The sequence below is a fragment of the Alteromonas sp. RKMC-009 genome (assembly GCF_003584565.2).
Lineage (GTDB): Bacteria > Pseudomonadota > Gammaproteobacteria > Enterobacterales > Alteromonadaceae > Alteromonas.
This window is the reverse complement of record NZ_CP031010.1, coordinates 4,261,459-4,282,621: the sequence shown is the minus strand read 5'-3', so window position 1 is coordinate 4,282,621 and position 21,163 is coordinate 4,261,459. Positions and strand designations below refer to the sequence as shown.

At 49.2% G+C, this 21,163-nt stretch carries 18 protein-coding genes and 1 pseudogene; 6 read left to right on the top strand and 13 right to left on the bottom strand.

Annotation, left to right across the window (positions count from 1 at the left end; translation table 11 throughout):
• Positions 1-79: 79 nt before the first annotated feature.
• From parC to DS731_RS18775, 3 genes are all read left to right on the top strand, one after another.
• Positions 80-2,380, top strand: coding sequence for a DNA topoisomerase IV subunit A (gene parC / locus DS731_RS18785; RefSeq protein WP_119502756.1), 2,301 nt, complete (start codon positions 80-82; stop codon positions 2,378-2,380).
• A 109-nt stretch (positions 2,381-2,489) separates the two neighbouring features.
• Complete coding sequence (locus DS731_RS18780) at positions 2,490-3,029, top strand: heme NO-binding domain-containing protein (protein ID WP_119502755.1); 540 nt, start codon at positions 2,490-2,492, stop codon at positions 3,027-3,029.
• Positions 3,001-5,181, top strand: a complete 2,181-nt coding sequence (locus DS731_RS18775; protein ID WP_232373411.1) for a putative bifunctional diguanylate cyclase/phosphodiesterase — start codon at positions 3,001-3,003, stop codon at positions 5,179-5,181. The genes DS731_RS18780 and DS731_RS18775 overlap by 29 nt, the downstream gene beginning before the upstream one ends.
• A 97-nt stretch (positions 5,182-5,278) precedes the next feature.
• Here the strand turns inward: DS731_RS18775 and DS731_RS18770 are convergent, their stop codons facing one another.
• The 8 genes and pseudogenes from DS731_RS18770 to rpe all read right to left on the bottom strand — a co-directional run bounded on the left by DS731_RS18770 (position 5,279) and on the right by rpe (position 13,848).
• Complete coding sequence (locus DS731_RS18770; protein WP_119502754.1) at positions 5,279-6,085, bottom strand: DUF1338 domain-containing protein; 807 nt, start codon at positions 6,083-6,085, stop codon at positions 5,279-5,281.
• An 18-nt stretch (positions 6,086-6,103) separates the two neighbouring features.
• Positions 6,104-7,519: pseudogene (gene astD / locus DS731_RS18765) on the bottom strand (succinylglutamate-semialdehyde dehydrogenase); the annotation flags it as partial.
• Positions 7,520-7,588: 69 nt separating this feature from the next.
• Positions 7,589-8,626 (bottom strand): arginine N-succinyltransferase, encoded by a 1,038-nt coding sequence (gene astA, locus DS731_RS18760; RefSeq protein WP_119502752.1) that lies wholly within the window; start codon positions 8,624-8,626, stop codon positions 7,589-7,591.
• A gap of 26 nt (positions 8,627-8,652) precedes the next feature.
• On the bottom strand, positions 8,653-9,858 hold the full coding sequence (locus tag DS731_RS18755; RefSeq protein WP_119502751.1) for an aspartate aminotransferase family protein: 1,206 nt from the start codon (positions 9,856-9,858) through the stop codon (positions 8,653-8,655).
• A 361-nt stretch (positions 9,859-10,219) separates the two neighbouring features.
• Complete coding sequence (locus tag DS731_RS18750) at positions 10,220-11,449, bottom strand: HDOD domain-containing protein (protein WP_119502750.1); 1,230 nt, start codon at positions 11,447-11,449, stop codon at positions 10,220-10,222.
• 73 nt (positions 11,450-11,522) lie between these two features.
• Positions 11,523-12,107 (bottom strand): anthranilate synthase component II, encoded by a 585-nt coding sequence (locus DS731_RS18745; RefSeq protein WP_119502749.1) that lies wholly within the window; start codon positions 12,105-12,107, stop codon positions 11,523-11,525.
• Positions 12,108-12,133: 26 nt separating this feature from the next.
• Positions 12,134-13,144, bottom strand: coding sequence for a tryptophan--tRNA ligase (trpS, locus tag DS731_RS18740; protein WP_119502748.1), 1,011 nt, complete (start codon positions 13,142-13,144; stop codon positions 12,134-12,136).
• A 26-nt stretch (positions 13,145-13,170) separates the two neighbouring features.
• Complete coding sequence (gene rpe, locus DS731_RS18735) at positions 13,171-13,848, bottom strand: ribulose-phosphate 3-epimerase (protein WP_119502747.1); 678 nt, start codon at positions 13,846-13,848, stop codon at positions 13,171-13,173.
• A 403-nt stretch (positions 13,849-14,251) separates the two neighbouring features.
• On the opposite strand from rpe, the gene DS731_RS18730 reads away from it, so the two are divergent.
• The 3 genes from DS731_RS18730 (at position 14,252) to DS731_RS18720 (ending at position 15,712) form a co-directional block, all read left to right on the top strand.
• Entirely contained in the window at positions 14,252-14,974 is a 723-nt protein-coding gene (locus DS731_RS18730; RefSeq protein WP_119502746.1) for a TorF family putative porin, read from the top strand.
• A gap of 208 nt (positions 14,975-15,182) precedes the next feature.
• Entirely contained in the window at positions 15,183-15,506 is a 324-nt protein-coding gene (locus tag DS731_RS18725; RefSeq protein WP_232373410.1) for a hypothetical protein, read from the top strand.
• Positions 15,506-15,712 carry a DUF2970 domain-containing protein gene (locus DS731_RS18720; RefSeq protein WP_119502744.1) on the top strand — a complete coding sequence of 69 codons (207 nt, stop codon included), beginning with the start codon at positions 15,506-15,508 and terminating at the stop codon, positions 15,710-15,712. The genes DS731_RS18725 and DS731_RS18720 overlap by 1 nt, the downstream gene beginning before the upstream one ends.
• Positions 15,713-15,715: 3 nt before the next feature.
• Here the strand turns inward: DS731_RS18720 and DS731_RS18715 are convergent, their stop codons facing one another.
• The 5 genes from DS731_RS18715 to aroK all read right to left on the bottom strand — a co-directional run bounded on the left by DS731_RS18715 (position 15,716) and on the right by aroK (position 20,882).
• Positions 15,716-16,618, bottom strand: coding sequence for a Dam family site-specific DNA-(adenine-N6)-methyltransferase (locus DS731_RS18715; RefSeq protein WP_119502743.1), 903 nt, complete (start codon positions 16,616-16,618; stop codon positions 15,716-15,718).
• 238 nt (positions 16,619-16,856) lie between these two features.
• Positions 16,857-17,303: a YaiI/YqxD family protein gene (locus DS731_RS18710; protein ID WP_202980730.1), complete on the bottom strand. Its 447-nt coding sequence runs from the start codon at positions 17,301-17,303 to the stop codon at positions 16,857-16,859.
• Between the two features lie 5 nt (positions 17,304-17,308).
• Positions 17,309-19,192, bottom strand: a complete 1,884-nt coding sequence (locus DS731_RS18705; RefSeq protein WP_119502741.1) for an SPOR domain-containing protein — start codon at positions 19,190-19,192, stop codon at positions 17,309-17,311.
• A 77-nt stretch (positions 19,193-19,269) separates the two neighbouring features.
• Positions 19,270-20,337, bottom strand: a complete 1,068-nt coding sequence (aroB, locus tag DS731_RS18700; RefSeq protein WP_119502740.1) for a 3-dehydroquinate synthase — start codon at positions 20,335-20,337, stop codon at positions 19,270-19,272.
• 29 nt (positions 20,338-20,366) lie between these two features.
• A complete protein-coding gene (aroK, locus tag DS731_RS18695; protein WP_119502739.1) occupies positions 20,367-20,882 on the bottom strand; it encodes a shikimate kinase AroK in 516 nt (171 codons plus the stop codon).
• Between the last annotated feature and the right edge of the window lie 281 nt (positions 20,883-21,163).

The following is a 21,163-nucleotide window of genomic DNA, read 5'->3' as shown; positions in this document are numbered from 1 at the left end:
TGCCAGCTTATTGCGTATCGGCGGGGATTGGCTCACAATGGCTAAAAAGCAGTGAACCACATCATAACGAAAATAACGCATGAGCGACGAAATCATTATCAACCGGGATGGGGTTGAGCAACTTCCTCTACGCCGGTTTACCGAAGATGCCTATTTAAATTACTCCATGTACGTAATCATGGACCGGGCATTACCTCATATCGCAGATGGCTTAAAGCCCGTTCAACGCCGCATCATATATGCGATGTCTGATCTTGGTTTAAGTGCAACGGCAAAATATAAGAAGTCGGCCAGAACCGTGGGTGACGTATTAGGTAAATTCCACCCTCACGGTGATTCTGCCTGTTACGAAGCCATGGTATTGATGGCCCAGCCGTTTTCATACCGCTATCCACTGGTAGACGGACAAGGAAACTGGGGGGCGCCGGATGACCCTAAATCCTTTGCTGCCATGCGTTATACAGAAGCCCGTTTATCCCGTTTCAGTGAAGTGCTGCTGAACGAGCTGGGGCAGGGCACCGTAGACTGGATGCCTAACTTTGACGGTACGCTGAAAGAGCCTAAAGTTTTACCCGCCCGTTTGCCGCATATTTTGCTAAATGGCGTGACAGGAATTGCGGTAGGGATGGCCACAGACATTCCTCCTCACAACGTGCGTGAAGTCGCCAATGCCTGTGCCATGCTGCTGGATGACAGCAAAGCCGAATTAGCTGACGTACTGGAGCATGTACAGGGACCGGATTTCCCGACCGATGCAGAAATTATTACCCCGCGGGCTGACATCCGGAAAATTTACGAAACCGGACGTGGTTCAATAAAAATGCGCGCTGTGTACACTGAAGAAAGTGGCGACATCGTTATTACCGCACTGCCTCATCAGGCCTCCGGCGGCAAAGTGTTAGAGCAAATTGCTGCGCAAATGCAGGCGAAAAAGCTGCCTATGGTAAGTGATTTACGTGACGAATCTGATCACGAAAATCCAACCCGTCTTGTTATCACGCCGCGTTCTAACCGTGTGGACAGTGAACAACTTATGCAGCATTTGTTCGCGACTACAGATTTAGAGAAAAGTTACCGCGTAAACCTGAATATGATTGGTCTTGATGGCCGTCCTCAGGTGAAAGATTTGCGCACTATTCTGGCGGAATGGCTGGTTTACCGTAAAGACACCGTAACCCGCCGTCTTCAGTACCGCCTGGATAAAGTGCTGGCGCGTTTGCATATTTTAGAAGGTTTAATGATTGCCTTCTTAAATATCGATGAAGTGATTGAGATCATCCGCACTTTTGATGAGCCGAAAGCAGAGCTTATGCGCCGGTTCTCACTGTCTGATAAGCAGGCAGAAGCCATTCTGGAACTGAAATTACGTCACCTTGCGAAGTTAGAAGAGATGAAAATTAAAGGTGAGCAGGATGAGCTGGAAGAGGAGCGCAAGAAACTGGAAACCTTACTGGGCTCTGATCGCCGCTTAAAGACGCTGATTAAGAAGGAAATTCTGGCTGATGCTGAGAAGTACGGTGATGATCGCCGTTCGCCGCTGGTAGAGCGTGGCGAAGCCAAAGCCCTGTCTGAAAAAGAGCTTATCCCGTCCGAAGCGGTAACCGTGGTACTGTCGGAAAAAGGCTGGGCACGATGCGCCAAAGGCCATGACGTAGACGCAGAAGGATTAAGCTACAAAGCCGGTGACGGTTTCCTCGCGAGCGCGAAAGGCCGGAGCAATCAGCCTGCGGTGTTTTTAGATACCTCCGGCCGCGCGTTCTCCTGTGACGCCCATGGTCTGCCTTCTGCCCGAAGTCAAGGGGAACCGCTGACCGGGCGCTTCAGTGTAGTGGGAGGCGAACAGTTTACTGATGTACTCATGGGTGATGATGAGCAGCGATATCTCATTGCATCTGATGCCGGTTACGGGTTCGTCGGTAAATTTGCAGATATGATCAGTAAAAATAAAGCCGGTAAGGCTTTCTTAAGTTTACCCTCCGCAGCCAAAGTGATTACGCCGCAACGGGTAAATGATATTGAATCTGACTGGTGTTTAGCCATTTCTAATGAAGGGCGTATGTTGCTGTTCCCGTTACGGGATTTACCCAGCCTTGCGAAAGGAAAAGGCAATAAAATCATTAATATCCCGTCAGCGAAAGCACAAACCCGTGAAGAGTTTGTGTGCTGTTTAGCCGTAGTACCTGACGGCGCATCGGTGAAAGTGGTTGCTGGCAAGCGCAGCATGACACTGTCACCGGCAGACCTTGAACATTACCAGGGTGAGCGGGGACGCCGGGGCAACAAACTTCCCCGTGGTCTTCAGCGGGTAGACGACCTCATTGTTGAACTCCCCAAAGCTGCTGCGCCTGAAACAGACAGCGAAGGCAACGACGACGCCTAAGTCTCTGACTGCAATCAGCTTACCTGCTGCGGTTTAGACCAATTATTGAGTTGTGGCCCGGTATTACCGGGCTACACTTAATAAGATTGGATAAAACAGGAATGTCCGTATGTTGGGGATTGTGTTCACAACGCTGGTTGAAATGCTGGAAGAAAAGGTCTCACCGGAATTTGCTGATGAGGTGATTGTCGCGGCGAACCTTGAAAATGATGGTGCCTACACATCAGTAGGTTACTACCCCTTCTCTGAAATGCAGAAACTGGTTGGTGTGCTGGTGGAAAAGACCGGCAAGCCTGCAGAGGAACTGCTGCACGACTTTGGCTACTATTTGTTTGGTCGTCTTGCTTCCGCCCATGGCCAGGTGATGGCAGGGCGTAGCGGCATTCTGGATGCCCTCAGTGTGCTGGACAACGATATTCACGTTCAGGTGCGCAAACTCTATCCTGATGCTGATTTACCGACTTTTAAAGTGTTGTCCAAAACGGATAACACCATGCTGTTAGAATATTACTCAACCCGCGAACTGCATTCTCTGGCTGAAGGTCTGATGGACGCAGCTGCCGATCACTTCGGGCAAACTATTCAACGTACAACAGTCAGATCAGACAAGCCCCATACCTATGAATTCAATATCACCGTTGAAAGCTGATGCGGACATGGACAAAGACAGCAAGGCGATTGCAGCGCTTGAGCGCCGTTTAGCCAGGGAAAAGCGTGCCCGGGTGCAGGCGGAAGCTTTGCTGACTGAACGCAGCGTGGCCTTGTATGAGGCTCTGCAACAGAGTCAGGCAACGGAAACCCGGTTGCGCCTTGCCATGTGGGCTGCTCAGGAGTCTTACTGGGAATGGCGTGCCAGTGACGACAGAATTACCATCCGTTCATTTTCACTCCATTCCGCTAAAGAGTCTCTGCGGGAAAGTAGTCCGATTGATTTGCTGCGAAACATACACGAAGAAGACATTTCCAATCTGGAGTTTCAGTGGTCCATCGTACTGCATGGCGGCGAAGACCGGCTGGAGGTTTCATTCCGTTACCGTTTCCGCGAAATGTTTCTCTGGATGCGTTTACGGGGCAGAGTGCTGGAACGGGATGAATTTGGTTCTGCAGTGCGGATTGTGGGCACCACCCGCGACATCACTTACGAACGTGAAGCAGAGCAGACCTTTCATCTGATGGCATCCGCCTTCGCAAGCTCCCGCGAAGCAATGCTGGTGTTGTCAGACGACTATTCCATCACTGAGTGTAACGAGGCATTCGTTTCTCTTATCAAAGTGCAGGATAAAAACATGACCCTCGGCTGGTCGTTAAAGGATTTGATCGTTGATGCAGACAAACATTTGTCAAAGCACGGACATCAGCAAATACGGTTTGAAACGGTGCTGGTAACACTTGATGAGCGGGAATTGCCGGTAGATATATCGCTGGCGCGGTTTGAAAGCCAGTATCAGAAAAAGCCCTATCTGATTGCCACTGTCCGGGACATTTCAGAGCGCAAATTTAATGAAACCCGCTTACGTCAGATGGCCATGCATGATGATCTGACCGGTTTGAGTAACCGCAACGGGCTGAATGAAGCTTTGGAAAACGCACTGGAATCCGGTCAGAACTTTAAGCTCTTGTTTATCGACCTGGACGGGTTTAAACAAATCAATGACGGTGCCGGTCATGAAACCGGTGACCGCTGTTTACAGGAAGTGGCCCGCGTCCTTTCCCGCATACATCACAACAGTAAAACTGTCACCCGCTGGGGGGGCGATGAGTTTGTGGTGGTATTGCCGGATTGTGATGAAGATCGTGCCAGCGCTATCGGTGAATCTGTCATTAAGGGAATAGAAAACCTCAAAATTGAGGCGCAGAGTACCGAGTTACATCTGTCCGCAAGTATCGGCATTGCCTGTCATCCGTTTGATGGCGGCAGCGTTGAACGCTTAATTCAGAATGCCGACGCAGCCATGTATCAGGCGAAGATTGGCGGTAAAGGGCGGGTGAGTGTTTACCAGCAGGGGTTATGGGAGAGTATGAAGGCGCAGGTCAGCATGCTGTCTGATTTACGTAAAACCATCGAGCAGGATAGCCTGGATTTCTACATTCAGGGTAAATACGATGTTGAGGGTGTGCTGAAATCCGGCGAGGTATTGTGCCGGTGGCAGTCTGCTATGCACGGTAACGTCTCTCCGGGCATTTTCATTCCGCTGGCTGAGGCGAATCAGCTGGATTTACAAATCGGCTTGCAGGCTTTGTCCCGCGCCTGTGACTACCTCACCGTTATGGCACAGCAGCATCAGGTTGTCCCTCTTGCCGTAAATATCAGTGCAAACCAGTTATTAGATCCTCACTTTCCCGCTCAGGCGAAAGCCATTTGTGCGGAAAAAAAGGTATCGGAGTCATTAATTGAAATAGAACTGACCGAGTCTATTTTTATGCAGGATGAGCAGCGGGCAATTGGTGCACTTCAGGCGTTAAGGGACGCCGGCTTTGACCTGGCGCTGGATGATTTCGGCAGCGGATTCTCTGCGTTAAGTTATCTCAGAATGTTTGAGTTCAGTACGGTAAAGCTTGATCGCAGCCTGTTAAAAGACATCCATCATGACGCGAAAGCACTGGCGTTGTTTCAGGGCATTATTGTTATGTTGCAACGGTTAGAAATTCATACTGTAGTGGAAGGGGTGGAGTTGTCTGAATACCTGCCGTTACTTCGTGAAGCCCAGGTGGATTTATTGCAGGGCTTCTATTTTGATAAGCCATCCCGGTTCAGTGAATTCCTTGCAAGATTACCGGAACAGAGTGCGGTAACAGGCTGACCTTTGCAAAGATGGCTGGCGTAAATAAAAAAGGCTGCTTCACCTTTGGTGAAGCAGCCTTTTGCCAATGAAAGTACGGCAGATATCTGCTGTGTAATTACTTAGCGTTTGTGCTTTCGAAAATCTTGTCAGCAGACGCCGCAACAAAGCCCTGGTACAGTTTGCCGTCAGGCAGTTCGTAACGTTGTGCGAACTCATAAAAGCAGGATGGGATCTGAACCGTTTCTTCGTTCATTTCAACACCGGCTTTGTCGGCCATTGTCGATGACTGAGCTAAAAATACGTCTTCGCCACCTTTGATTTCGCCACCTGAGGTGTTAAGAACAAAACCTGCTTCCTTAAGCAGCTTGTTCACGTCAACCAGAGACTGTGTCTGGCTGAGATGGTTAACACTCACGGTGAAGTGGTTAGCCTGAAAGCCCCATGCCGCCATCCAGGCTGCATATTCAGATTCATTCAGCAGCGTATCGTAGTCTTCTTTAGACAGTGACCACTGAGGCCCTGAATAAAGAAACGTTTCGCTGGTGGTGATGCTTTCATCCATTTGCTCTACCAGCTTATGGATGATCGCCTGAGAGGCTTCTGACAGCTCTTCTACACGGAGCTCACTGATAAACACTTTAGGTTTTGTCAGGTCGGCGTGTTCGAAATGCTTTGCGGTCAGCTTTTTGGCTTCAAAGTCGTAATCGCCTTTCGCCTCATAGCCCAGCGCCAGAAAGTGCGCAGCGAGTTTATCTAACCGGCATTTGTCGAGATTAAAAGTGCGGAACGCCACATGATCGTTCACGATACTGTCACTGTTTTCCTCACCCACCAGCAGCGCATGAATTTTATGGGCTGAAGGTGTGATAGCCACATATTTGTCCCACAGGCGGTCAAATAAGGTATCTACATTTGTATGCATGTTAACTGCGTCCTTTTGCTACAGCGTTAAACCCGGGCTTAATGTACCCGGCAGGGTGACTTTTTCCAGCTCAACAGATGCAACAGGGTATGCACAATAGTCGGCTGCGTAGTACGCGCTGGCGCGGTGGTTACCACTTTCGCCTACGCCACCAAAGGGGGCTGCACTGCTGGCTCCGGTGATCGGGCGGTTCCAGTTAACAATACCGGCACGGATACGCTGGAAGAAATAACGGTAGTCTTCTTCGCTGTCGCCCAGGAAACCTGCAGATAAACCGTAACGGGTATTGTTTGCTTCTTTGATTGCTGCATCAAAATCGGTGTAACGGATGACTTTCAGTAACGGTCCGAAGTGTTCTTCGTCCGGCAAGGCATCAAGCATGTCTGTCACGTCAATAATGCCGGGTGTCGCAAAGCCCTTGTTTGCTTCCGGCTGGGTCAGTTCCACAATCACTTTGCCGCCAAGAGAGACCAGCTCTGCCTGAGCATCGACCATCATTCTGGCCGCTTTGGCAGAAATCATCGCACCCATGAACGGCTGCTCCTGCGCGTCGTAGTCGCCAACTTTAATGTTTTTGGTGACTTCTACCAGGCGGTTCAGGATGGCATCTCCTGCTGCACCTGATGGCAGGAATAAACGGCGGGAGCAGGTACAACGTTGACCAGAGGTCACAAAGGCTGATTGCACGATGTCATGAACGGCGGCATCAGTGTCGGCAACGTCTTTTACGATCAGCGGGTTGTTTCCACCCATTTCCAGAGCCAGAATTTTGCCGGGATGCCCTGCAAACTGCTCGTGGAGAATTTTACCGGTACGGGAACTACCAGTGAAGAAAAGGCCGTCAATACCAGCATGCGTTGCCAGTGCTTTGCCTGTTTCTACTTCGCCCTGTACCAGATTGAGTACACCAGCCGGCAGACCGGCTTTTTCCCACAGCTTCACCATGAACTCAGCCACAGCCGGGGTTAAATCGCTGGGTTTAAACACAATGGTGTTGCCCGCCATCAGCGCAGGGACAATGTGGCCATTTGGTAAGTGGCCCGGGAAATTATACGGACCAAATACGGCTACCACACCATGGGGCTTATGGCGGATGAACGCCTGGCCCGTGGGCATAGGGTTTTCAACGGTACCGGTACGTTCATGATAGGCTTTTTCGGAAATACCGATTTTACCCGTCATGGCGCCTACTTCTGTTGCCGTTTCCCATTCAGGTTTACCCGTTTCACGGGCAATGATTTTAGCCAGTTCAGGCTTGCTGTCTGCCAGCAGTTCACCGTATTTTTTGATGACAGTCAGGCGCTCGTCAAAGCTTTTGAATGACCAGTCTGTTAACGCATTACGCGCGGCAGCGATGGCCTCGCCAACCTGTGCTGCGGTGGCAGCTTGTCCTTCCCAGATAACCTGGTCTTTTGCCGGATCAACCGACTGAATAGTGTGTCCTTGTCCAGCGACCCACTCACCATTGATAAAGTGTGTAGTTTGCATGAATCAATCCTGTCGTTAGTCCCGAAAGCTGACTGGTGCAAAACGTACCATGTCGCCTTCGTTTATATTTAGTGCCGTTGCAGCCTGGCGGGAAATGGCAGCAACATTGTTTTCTTCGCTGACCGCCAAATCAGTGGCAACGGCGCGAAAATCCGCTACAGAAGTATTAATGATGTAACAGGTCTGTCCGCCTTGCGCTGCCGTCTGATCGTCAATGACCACCGGAAGCTTGCGGCTTGCCTGTGCTGTGCGGATATGGCTCAGATTCGCTTCTACTGTCGGGCCTGCGTCGAAAATATCTACGTAGCCACGGCAGCTGAAGCCTTCTTCCTGAAGCAGAAGCAGGGCGGGGCGGGTTTTATCATGAACCTGACCAATCACCGCTTGTGCTTCTTTACTCAATAAATTGACGTAAATGGGGTATTTGGGCATCAATTCCGCGATAAAGCGTTTATTGCCAATCCCGGTAAGGTAGTCCGCAGTGGGGAAGTCCAGCGAAAAGAAATGCTCTTCCAGCCAGGCCCAGAACGGTGATTTACCTTCTTCGTCACTGACACCGCGCATTTCGGCAATGATGGTTTCCGAGAACCGTTCACGATGCTCCATCATAAACAAAAATCGCACTTTAGACAGGAAGCGGCCGTTAACACCGCCTCTAGCCTGTTCACGCAGAAACAGCGTGCAGATTTCGGTGACACCGGTGTAGTCGTTACACACAGAGAGAATATCCACAGTATTGTGAATATTCAGCTCACGGGAGGCATGAACAACTTTACCCATGTGATAATGGTAAAACGCATCATCCAGACCTACAGCGGCCTCAATACCAGTGGTGCCCACCACAGTGCCTGTGGTGGTATCTTCCATAACAAAAAGGTAAGACTGATTGCCCGGTTGAACCACCTGTTCGGAAAAAGCGCTTTCTGCACGACTGATTTTTTTGCGCAGCAGCGTTTCATTTACCGGTAATGACGTAAAGCCAATACCGGACTCCACTGCGATGTTGTTCAGCGCGTCGTAGTCACCAGTGTTAATTGGGCGAATAATATACATAACCGCGTTTCCGGAGCCGTTGTTTATCAGGCGTTAACTACGCTGGCTACAGCGCGTTCAAAGCGTGCCATACCATCGCGGATTTCTTCTTCTGAAATGATCAGAGAAGGAGCGAAGCGCACTACATTGGCACCGGCCACCAGACACATCAGTTTTTCGTTAGCTGAAGCAACCAGGAAGTCACGGGCGCGGCCTTCGTAATCTTTGTTCAGGGCAGCGCCCAGCAACAGACCCTGTCCACGGATTTCTTCGAACACATTGTACTTGGCGTTGATCTCACCCAGCAGTTCACGGAACAGGTTTTCTTTTTCGATTACGCCGTTTAACACTTCCGGCGTATTCACTACGTCAAGGGCGGCCTCAGCTACTGCGCATGCCAGCGGGTTACCGCCGTAAGTGCTGCCGTGAGTACCGGCTTTCAGGTGAGCGGCAATTTCAGCGGTAGTCAGCATGGCACCAATCGGGAAGCCGCCGCCTAATGATTTCGCTGTGGTCAGAATATCCGGCGTCACGCCCAGACCCATGTATGCGTACAGTTTGCCGGTACGGCCAACACCCGATTGCACTTCATCAAAGATCAGCAGTGCATTGTGCTTATCACACAGTTCACGCACGCCTTTTACGAAGTCAGGATCAGGAGAGATAATGCCGCCTTCACCTTGCAGAGGCTCCATCATAACCGCACAGGTTTTGTCTGAAATCAGCTTTTCAAATGCTGCAAGATCGTTGTAGTCACAGTGAACAACAGCGCCCGGCTTAGGGCCAAAACCATCAGAATACGCGGCTTGTCCGCCTACGGTTACAGTAAAGAAAGTACGACCGTGGAAACCTTTGTTAAAGGCGATGATTTCATTTTTCTCTTCACCGAATTTTTCCAGTGCATAGCGACGTGCCAGTTTCAGTGCCGCTTCATTAGATTCAGCACCTGAGTTAGCAAAGTAAACGCGCTCGGCAAATGTGGCTTCAGTCAGCTTCTTTGCCAGACGCAGTGCAGGTTCGTTGGTGAAAACGTTACTTAAGTGCCACAACTTACTGCCCTGTTCGGTTAATGCTTTAACCAGTGCAGGGTGGCTGTGACCCAGTACGTTTACGGCAATACCACCTGCGAAATCGATGTATTCAGCACCATCCTGATCCCAAACGCGGGAACCTTCACCACGTACCGGTACCATATTGGCCGGATTGTAGTTAGGGACCATGACCTCATCAAAGGTTGCGCGAGTTACGTTCATTATAGTTACCTCTTTTATCGGGCATCCGCTGTGCAAATGTGAAATTGTGCAGATGATGTTGGATGCGAAAAGTACGAATTAGCTATACAGTATGCCAGTTAATCGCCACATTGTAACCTTGGCAATCCCGCTGCAGGCCTTGTTTTTAGAGGGTTTTAGCTTGTTTTGCATAAAAAGTGCATAAGCATTCAGCTTATTTGTCTAAGCTTATGCAATTTGTTAATAAGTTCAGTCAGGGCAAGTGGCGGCGGGGCGAAGGACGTACCGTGATTTTTAGCAGTATGAATGATTATCCAGTAAAAATTTTTGATTAAATTTTGTGGAAGTGCACGAAAAACGACGATTTCGTGCACAAAAGACGTTAATCCAGAGGCGGATTCTCAATCAGAGGGAGCTGAAAGATGTCGGTGGATTTCAAAATGTCACGTTCGCTTCTGACAAAGCCCGTTTTATGCAGTGCCAGCGGGATTTCGTCTTTGTTCAGAAATTTACCCTGGTGCAACATACGTACAGCGGCATAAGCTTTGGCTTTCTTGTAAAGCTCTGTGAGATCGTGAGGGTGTTGATCATTCTCTGTGATTTCAATAAACGGCAGCGCCAGGCGCAGACGTTTAAATTGCAGTATCTCCAACAGCCTTGCTGTGAGCGGCTCAGAAAATTCCTGCTGCATAGCAATGAGGTAATTTGCCGATGGTTGTACTTTCGCCATCGCTCCGTGCTGTTCAGTGTCCTTTGCAATTTCCGCTTCTCTTAACAACGCAATCTGCGCCTGCTCAAAGGCTTTAAAATATAACCGTGACACCGCACACCGCCCCAGCTGGGACAGGATCCCTGCGGTGAAGGCTTCATGGGGCGGTAAATCATAATCATCAGCCAGTGCGCGCATAGTCAGACCCGTTGACTGAGCGAACTGCAAGATACGATTTTTAATGTCCGGATAGGGATCGGTAATTTTCGGCAGAGCCCGGCGCAGAATCATGGCCGGCAGCAATAAACGGAGGTTTTCAATACCGATAAAGCTCAGCGCCGTGCGTAAGGTTTCCACCGGAATCACTTTTCCCTTAGAGTCCTTACGACGAAACTTAGGTGCATTTACCACGGTCATGAGGTCATCGTAGAGCCATGGTAGTGCCGCAGCATGAGGTTCAATGCGGGAAATAGATGTGGCCCTGACTGACAGAATATCCAGCAGCGGTGCAACGTCATGACTCAGGTTAAGTACAGAGGTAAGGACCACCTCTGTATTGTCTATTTCATCTTTCAGCAACTCAAAAACATACTGATGAAGTTCGGCGTTAACACGGTCTAACAGACTGGCTTCTGACTGTGCCTGAAGCTGTTTGTTTTTAATGGCGACTTTTTCAACATGCAGCAAACGGCGACGAGCATCGCCCTGTTCCGACTGGGCAAACGCCACTTCCCCCGGACTGCGGCGTCCCATCATCTGAGACACCCGCGCAGGCGCAATGAGCAGGTTATCAAACCTCTCATTGATTGGGGGTAATTTGTCAGGGGTATGCTCCACTACCGGGCGGCTCCTGCGTACGTCATTTTTATTCGGGGTGCTGTCGGATACAGAAAACGAAAGCATATCGGGCTACCGGAAAAATCATAGTAACCTGTTATCGGCCGGAGTATGACTTTTTTTGAATACTTTCTGAATATTATGCATCTGCCAGCGTAATAAACCGCTGCAAAATAGCATGGCCATGCTCTGTCAGCAGTGACTCCGGATGAAATTGGACCCCCCACAGAGGCAGCGTTCTGTGGGCTATCGCCATAATTTCCCGCTGACCACTTTCGTTAATACACCAGGCTTCCACTGACAAACTGTCCGGCAAGGTTTCAGGTTCAAGTACCAGTGAGTGATACCGGGTAACGGTGTATCCGTCGGGCAAGTCGCTGAACATTCCCGTATTATTGTGGTAGAGGACAGAGGTTTTGCCGTGCCTGACTTTATCTGCACGCGTGACTTTACCGCCGAACACCTGACCAATAGACTGATGCCCCAGGCAAACTCCCAGCATGGGAATTTTTCCGGCAAAGTGTTCAATGGCGCTGAGCGTAATACCGGCTTCATCCGGCGTGCAGGGACCCGGTGATAACACCAGGTATTGCGGTGCCAACGCGGCGATTTGCTCAAGGGAGATTTCGTCGTTGCGCACCACTTTTACCTGCTGGCCCAGCTCAGTGAAGTAGCGGGCCAGGTTATGGGTAAAGGAATCGAAGTTATCAATTAATAACAACACAAACTGACTCCGTAAATTGTGCCGGCTTAGCGTGGACGGGGAATGAAGCCCAGAGTGTCGTAAACCTTATCCAGTGTGTTAGCCGCACGGGCAGAGGCTTTTTCTGCCCCTTTTTTCATGACTTCATCAAGATAGGCACGATCTTCCCGTAACGCTTTGAAGCGTGTTTGTACTGGCTCAAGCAGTGCTACGACAGCAGCAGCCACATCGCCTTTAAGGTGACCATACATTTTATCCTCGTATTCAGGAACCAGTTCATCAATGGAACGGCCTGTAGACAGAGACAATAATGTCAGCAGGTTAGATACACCCGGCTTTTCTTCAGTGTCGAAATAAATGCGTGCCTGCTCGTCAGAATCAGTTACCGCGCTTTTGATTTTCTTAGTGAGCTTTTTCGGATCTTCGAGCAAGCCGATGAAGTTTTTCGGATTGTCGTCAGATTTAGACATCTTCTTGCCGGGATCCTGCAGGCTCATAATGCGTGCGCCGAATTCAGGAATGAACGGGTCCGGGATGGCAAACATATCGCCGTAGATGTTGTTCATACGTGTGGCAACATCACGGGCCAGTTCCAGGTGTTGTTTCTGGTCGTCACCTACCGGTACCTGATTTGCCTGATATAACAGAATATCTGCGGCCATCAGTGCCGGATAAGTGAAAAGGCCGGCATTGATATTGGTTACATTCTTCGCAGACTTATCTTTAAACTGAGTCATGCGGTTCAGCTCACCCATCTGGGTATAGCAGTTCAGGATCCAAGCCAGCTGGGCATGTTCGGGTACATGGGACTGCACGAACAAGGTGCTCTTTTCGGGGTCAATGCCGCAGGCCAGGTATAAGGCCAGACCGTCAAGGCAGGCTTCACGTAACGCCGCGGGCTCTTGGCGCACCGTAATGGCATGTAAATCTACCAGCATATACAGGCAATCGTGATCATCCTGCATGGCAACCCACTGTTTGAGGGCTCCCATGTAATTACCGATAGTAAGTTGTCCTGAGGGCTGACAGCCACTTAATACAATGGGTTTGTTACTCATTTCCTGATTACCTGTACCTGCTGAATTCAGACGTTGTTTGCGGCGGCTAATTCCCGTCGCATGTCGTCAATTACATTTTTATAGTCGGGGGCATTAAAAATTGCCGAGCCGGCAACGAACATATCTGCGCCGGCTTCTGCGATGGCACGAATGTTATCGGTTTTTACCCCTCCGTCAATTTCAATACGGATATTTTTACCACTTTCTTCTACCCGCTGGTTAACTGCACGGAGTTTATCAAGGGTTGAAGGGATAAATGACTGGCCTCCGAAACCCGGGTTCACCGACATGATCAATATGTGATGCAGTTTGTCGATGACATGGTCAAGGTAATGAAGCGGGGTGGCCGGATTAAAAACCAGTCCGGGCTGGCAGCCGTTATCAATGATCAATTGCAGCGAACGGTCGACGTGCTGACTCGCCTCAGGATGAAAACTGATATAGCTGGCGCCGGCTTTGGCAAATTGTTCGATAAGGTCGTCCACCGGTGACACCATCAGATGCACGTCGATGGGAGCGGTAATGCCATATTTCCGCAATGCTTCGCAAATCATCGGACCAAATGAAAGGTTGGGGACATAGTGGTTGTCCATCACATCAAAGTGAACCACATCAGCTCCTGCTGCCAGCACTGCCTCCACGTCTTCCCCTAACCTGGCGAAATCGGCAGACAATATAGAAGGGGCGATTAAAAACTCTTTCATAGCTTCATACCTTATATGTTCTTAAGAACGCACCGGATAATAGCGCGGCAGACCGCGTTTGTCTTGTTTGCGGCCAGCATAAGCAGGGCCGGATACCGCAAATAAGTGCGAATTATAGTGTCGCAATGATATTTCTCACTAAATGTCATGAAATAGGATGAATAACTGCACCAAAATGGTGATGTTGTTCATATTTAGTGCGAACCATAATGGTGCTGTTCGGTTTTATTTAATGATAGATTTAAAATTTGTGAATAAAAATTCATTGTAATCAGTTGGTTATTCATCATTTTATGATTTTAATCAGATGGGCATTAGTTTTGCCTTATACGAGAAAGCTGAATAAAAACAATAAGACAGAAATCGTTCAATACGTACATAAATAAAATCCAACGGAGAACACATGAAAACTTCCATTCAAAAAACGTTGCTGGCTGTTGCCGTATCATCTGCAGCTTTACTGACTTCTGCGCCTTCTTTTGCAGAATTGAGTGCGAACGTAAGTGTCACAAACAACTACATCTGGCGTGGTCTGACTCAGACTACTAACGAACCTGCTGTTCAGGGTGGTATCGACTACGCTGACGAAAGCGGTTTCTATGCCGGTACATGGGTATCTAATGTTCAGTATGCGTCAGATGACGTGTACTCATACGAGCATGATCTGTACTTCGGTTTCTCAGGTGAGTCTGGTGACTTCACTTATGATGTCGGTTACCTGTACTACAACTACGATGAAGAAGCTGAATTCGATTTCGGTGAAATCTACGGTACTGTAGGTTACGGCGGTTTCAGTGCAACCCTTTACTTACTGGCTAACACTGAAGCTGATGAAGGCGAAGGCCAGGACTTCGGTTTTGCTCAGGCTTCTTACGTGTCTCTGGACTACGGCATGCCGGTAGCTTCCGGTGCAGAGCTGGGTCTGCACGTTGGTTATCATCAGGGTGACTTTGCAGAAGCTTTCAACGGTGTTGAAGGTTATGCAGACTGGGCAGTATCTATCGCGAAAGACGGTTTTACTTTCGCCATTACCGGTACAGATTTAGATGATGAATATCCGGGAGACGCTCTGGATAACGATTCAATCAAGTATGTTATTTCTTACGGTGTAGATTTCGAACTGTAAGATCTACATACCTCTTTTATAACGTTGAGAGTAAAAGCCCGGAGCATCTGTCTCCGGGTTTTTTATTTTAAATACAGCCATAAGGTAACTTCGCCTCCCGCGGTTATCCGAAGATGAAAAAAATGCCACTTTTCCTGTACTAACTTCAGCTTGTTAGAATTCTTATTGTCGCTATAATAAGGTTACTTTTTAGCCGGCGAAGACAATCATGGAAAAGATAAGTTTCTTTCGTAAATCACGCTTTTGCGTGAAAAAACCAGCAGGTGCTCTCGTTGCGATAGCAGTCATGCTGTCTGCTGCATTTTGCGATCCGGCTACCGTTACAAAAGCTGTATGCGACTTTCAGGATGAAGCGCAAACGGTAACTCAGGCAGCAGCCTTGCCCCGTGAGTGTTCAGCGCTGATGATGACTGAAGTCAGCTGGCTGGAATGGGCGTCCGGTAAGTCTACATCGTATCAGTTTCATTTCTTCGACCTGTTAGAACTGCTCTATGGCAATTCAGACAGAGATTTCCAACCCGCAGGTAAATAATGCTTATCAGCGGTAAACCTAAATCTCCCGGCTTTTTCGCCATGATTCTGAGCGTACTCGCCAGTGCATTTGGTGTGCAGAGCCAGCAAAATTACGAGCGGGATTTTAATCAGGGTAAGCTGGCCGGATACATTGTAACCGGTGTGATATTCGTTGCATTACTGGTGTTGGGGCTGGCGAGTCTGGTAAACGCCATCATTAACTGAGTATTACTTTAAACCTGTGTGCTTCAGCACCGGTTTTAACGGCCTCTTTCTGCGTTTGCGGGGTTTAGGGGGCGGTAAATCTGTCGCCGGAGCAAAATATGCCAGCAACTCAGCCGCAGGTTTGCGGTTTTCACCCTTCTGACTGATAGAGCGCTTTACCGACAATTCCGAAATTTCCGCGCCGGCATACAGCTTCCTGGTCAGCGGAAGATCATGATTGGATATCAATACCGGTATGCCCCGTTTCTTTGAGGCGCGAATTGCCAGCTCTGCCAGCTTGTGCTGTGAATCCAGGCCAAAACTTTTGGATGCATAACTGGTGAAAGCCGCTGTTTTGCTCAGGGGAGCATAAGGAGGATCACAATAAATTACATTGCCCCGTCTGGCACGACTGAACACCTTCTCAAACGGTAAGCAGGTGAACACTGCCTTTTGGGAGCGCTCGGCAAATACCATCATTTCTTCTTCAGGGAAGTAAGGCTTTTTGTAACGGCCGAAAGGAACGTTAAATTTGCCGGCAAGGCTGTAGCGGCAAAGGCCATTGTAGCCATGACGGTTCAGGTACAGAAACAGGATAGCGCGGTAATATTCATCTGCTGTGTGATTAAACTCTTCCCGCAGCGCGTAGTAAGTGGCTTCAACGTTATGTTTGTCTGAGAAAAAGCGGGACGCATCATGTACAACGGCATCCGGTTGGGCTTTCAGAAAGTTGTACAGATTAATGAGATCGGGGTTAATGTCGTTTAGCAAATAACGCTTGAAGTCAGTATTTAAAAATACAGAGCCAGCACCAACAAAAGGCTCAATCAACCGATTGCCCGAAGGAAGTTTGGCATTGATGTTTTCTACCAGGCTGTACTTACCGCCAGCCCACTTCAGGAAGGCCCGGTTCTTCTTCTGCATCATGCTTTTTGAATGTTACCCACGCGCACATCACGTTTTTAACGTGTTATAGGATGTTATTTGCTATTTGTCCCGGGCCAGCCGGATATTCAGTGACTATCAAAGCCATAATCGATTGTATCTGTCATCGGTGATCCCCACAACCTGCAATCGAATAACCGGTGCATTTAACGGCGAATTAAAGCGGGAACGATCAGATTTGCAGCAAAGTTGCAGGTGATAACGACAAATACGTTGAAGGTTAGCGGGCAGATGCTAAAAAGCGGTCGAGCACATTAGCAAAGGCCTGCCTTTCCCGCTGAGACAATGGCGGTGGGCCGGAGGTTTGCACGCCACTTGCCCGCATGGTGTCCATAAAATCACGGATATTCAGTCGTGAGCGGATATTCTCGCGGGTAAGTTCTTCACCCCTTGGTGTGACGACACAAGCCTGTTTACTGATGACTTCGTCTGCCAGGGGGATGTCTGAAGTAACGACCAGGTCGCCCGCTGATACCCGCTGTACGATTTCGTTATCGGCAATATCGAATCCTTTCTCCACCTGCAGGCGTGTAAGCCACGGGGAAGGCGGAACCCTGATCCCATGGTTTGCCACGAAGGTCACCATGGTTTTAGTGCGCGGCCCGGCTTTGAACAGGATTTCTTTAATGGCAACCGGGCAGGCATCGGCGTCTACCCAGATGCTCACAGCCATTATTGGCTTACCTTTTCAATTTCTTCCAGAACATTGCGGCCCCGCTTGATGAAGATTTTTTCACGGCCCTGAAAGGGCGGGATGGTGGCCACAGCATTATTAGCTTCCGAAAAAGCGTCGAATTTGTCATTGTATAAAATAACAAACCAGTCACCGCCGTAACGCTGAGTGCGGTAAATCCAGATGAAGCTTTCCATGTTGTTGTCTTTGATGAACTCTTTCATCAGGGTTTCATCTTTGAGACCGGCAAGCTGAACGATGTAATCGTCTGCCTGAATACTGTTAAACAGTTGTTCATTGTCATAGTTGCCACTGCCACTGAATACCGGTTCTGCTCTGGCCGGTGTCTCAGGTACAGACGGCGCCGGACTGGTACGGGATTCGGTGACCTCAGCCGCACGGGGGCTTACAGAAGGTGTGGCAGGAGGTGTCACTCTTGCGACCTCGCGGAGAGGCTGTGCCGTTTCAGTTGCAGGTACTTGCGTACGGGTAGCAATGCGGGCTGGTTCGTCAGCCGTGGGCGGTGATACCTGAGCCGGTTCTTCCGGAATATCACGGATTTGTCCTTTAGGACGGCTCTCCAGCACCATAGGTTTGCGACCCACTTTAGCCTCGGTGATCAGCGGCTTCTCCGGTTCAGAACGTCTTTGAGGTTCTGGCTGAACTGGCTGCACCTTGCGGCCAGATACAAATTCATCAAAACCTGCTGATGCCATAGGCTCACGGGGAATGCTTGTTCTGACTGGTGTCACTTCCTGCACTTGTGCCGGCGCTTCTTCAATCTCTTCACTGGTATCAGTAATAGATGCGATTAATTCGTCTGCGGATGCATTTTCAGCGGTTGTATCGGAGAAATCGCTTTCGGTACTGAATGATGAGGCTTCAGATCCAGTATCAGTCTCCGGTTCTGCCGGGGGATCCTGCGATACCGGTACTTCCACTTTCTCAGCCGTCACATCTTCGATAAAGCTGAGTAAGTCTTCCGGCTGGGCATTGTCTTCAGCAGTTGGTTGATACTGGTCTTTTTCATCGATAGCGGCAACAGCCCTGTCCCAGGAAACCACGGGTTTATCTTCCTGCACGGCTTTTTGTGCAGGATCTTTCAGTTCATCAAAGGCCGAGCCCGGTTCAACGGAGGATACTGGCGGGAACTGGTCATCAATAGGGCCAAACAGGGCCTTGATATCATCGCCATACTGCATGTAAATCAGGCCACCGAAAACGGCAACAAACATCACTGCGACGAGTGAAATGAAGAGAGGGGAAGCCAGTACACTGGTACTTCTTGTTTGCAGATGTTCCTCCTGGCCATTGCGTTTAGCCAGGTGCTCGTGAAAAGCCTTACGTCGGTTCTCAATCATAGTATCTAACTCTGAGCCAGGTTGTTGAGTCGCCACTGACTGACTGCTTATAAGCAGAGGCGTATCGGTGTTTTTCGCCGGTAGCCATTTCCGGGCTCTCTCCGCCCAGGTTGACTCACCGAACAGTAATACATTCAAATGTTGCTTATTGCCTGCAAAACGGCTTTGCAGTACCAGATCCCACAGCTCCTGAAGCAGTTCGTCCGGTACATGCTCCGCCTGGGTAATGGTTATGAGAATGGGACCAACATGCTCGTTAAGCCCTGCAAGCAACTCATTCAGCGGCCGTATATAGCTGCCAACCAGTGTACCCAGTAATTGTCTGCAAAGTTGACGACGATAATCTGACAGCTCCATAGTAGGATCGGCTGTCACGTAGGCGATTTCTGTCTCGTCGTGTTGCTGGAACACAAACGATTCCAGCGTCTTTTTTTGCTGAGCAGCGGAATCCCCGCTTACAAAAATTAGTTGTGAAGAATAGTTGACCAGATATTCCAGTCTTTCATGCAATTCAGATTGCACCTGATTACCCTCAGCTGATTACTGGTGTTACGCACTTACCATTGAATGTCTGGCGATACTGATGCGCAGGTTGCCGGTCAGCGAAGAAGTTGCGTTAAAATTTCGTCACTGACGTCTTTAGTCACAACCGCATGTCCGATACCTTGCGGAATAACAAAACGGATATTACCCGCTTCGACTTTTTTATCCCGGCGCATATGCTTCATATAGGCATCTTTGTTCATGCTGTCGGGACCCGCTACCGGAAGGTCGAACGCTGCCATCAGGGCAATAACCCGACGACTTTCTGACGCATCCATCCAATTCAGTGCTTCTGCAGCCTGACACGCAATTACTGTACCAGCTGCTACGGCTTCACCGTGTAACCAATTTCCATATCCCTGTTCTGCTTCGATAGCATGACCAAATGTGTGACCGAGGTTAAGTATGGCACGTAATCCGCCTTCCCGCTCATCCTTGGCTACCACGTCTGCTTTTATCTCACAGCAACGGTAGATGGCGTCTGCCAGTGTTTTAGTTTCCAGTGTTTTAAGCTTATCGGCATGATCTTCCAACCACTTGAAGAAATTTTTGTCATAAATTATGCCGTACTTAATAACTTCTGCCATGCCGGCCGCAAATTCTCTGGCCGGAAGGGTGGATTGGGTATCTGTATCGATGGCGACAAAAACCGGCTGGTAGAACGCGCCAATCATGTTTTTCCCAAGGGGATGATTAACCGCGGTTTTACCGCCAACGGATGAATCAACCTGAGAGAGCAGGGTGGTGGGAACCTGTATAAACGGAACGCCACGCTGGTAAGAGGCGGCAGCAAATCCGCATAAATCACCGATTACTCCACCGCCCAACGCAATGAGGGTGGTATCTCTGGCAGCATTCATCTCCAGCAGACGTGTCATGATAACACCGAATTGTTCCAGAGATTTATGTTGCTCACCATCGGGGATAATGATGGTTTCAATATGCACATCGCCACAGGCAGCTTTCGCTTTTTCGAGATAAAGCGGTGCCACTACATCATTAGTAATAATGACAGCCAGCGGGCCTTTGATATAAGGAGAGAGAACCGCAGGCTTTGAGAGTAAGCCCGCTTCTATGTGAATCGGGTAGCTACGATCTCCGAGTTCTACAGTTAACATCGACATCACGCAGCGCCCCTATTCCTGAATGTTACTTATAATCCGATTTTGCTGATGATTTGGTTAGCTACCGCACGGGCAGACTGATCATCAGTATCAACAATGTAATCCGCCACTTCTTCGTAAAGCGGGTTACGTTCCTCAGCAAGGTTACGCAGGATTTGCTCCGGTTCACCTTTTTGCAGCAGAGGACGACGCTTGTCACGTTGAGTACGGGCGACTTGCTTGTCGATAGTAGTTTGCAGGTATACAACGATACCCCGGGCAGATAAACGGTTACGCACAGCTTTATTGGTTACTGAACCGCCACCTGTCGCCAACACGATACCTTGCTTGTCCGTAAGATCGTTTATGACGTTTTCTTCGCGCTTGCGGAAACCTTCTTCACCTTCCAGGTCAAAAATCCATGTAATATCAGCACCGGTACGGCGCTCAATTTCCTGGTCGGAATCAAAAAAATCTAGGTGAAGTTCGTCTGCAAGGTGTCTGCCGATGGTGCTTTTGCCAGCACCCATGGGGCCAATTAAAAAGATATTACGTTTTTCAGCCATATTTGCTTATATCACAACTTTTATTCTGTTAGGGGTAGTGGTCTTGCCTTCGGGACTACCCATTCACTTGCGCCCGTTCACTTCAACAACAGGCACAACGCTTAAAACCTCGCTTTATTTTCGAGAGCGGGATTATCTCAGTTTCACGGGCAGCGATGCAAGTTTTGTTGTACTTTTAATCGATAGACTTTGAAATCAGCACGTTAGCGCTATAAATAACAACGACAGACCGGTTAACTGGTCTGCCGTTCAGGGTTATTTTTACGTTACGTTGTGAAAAG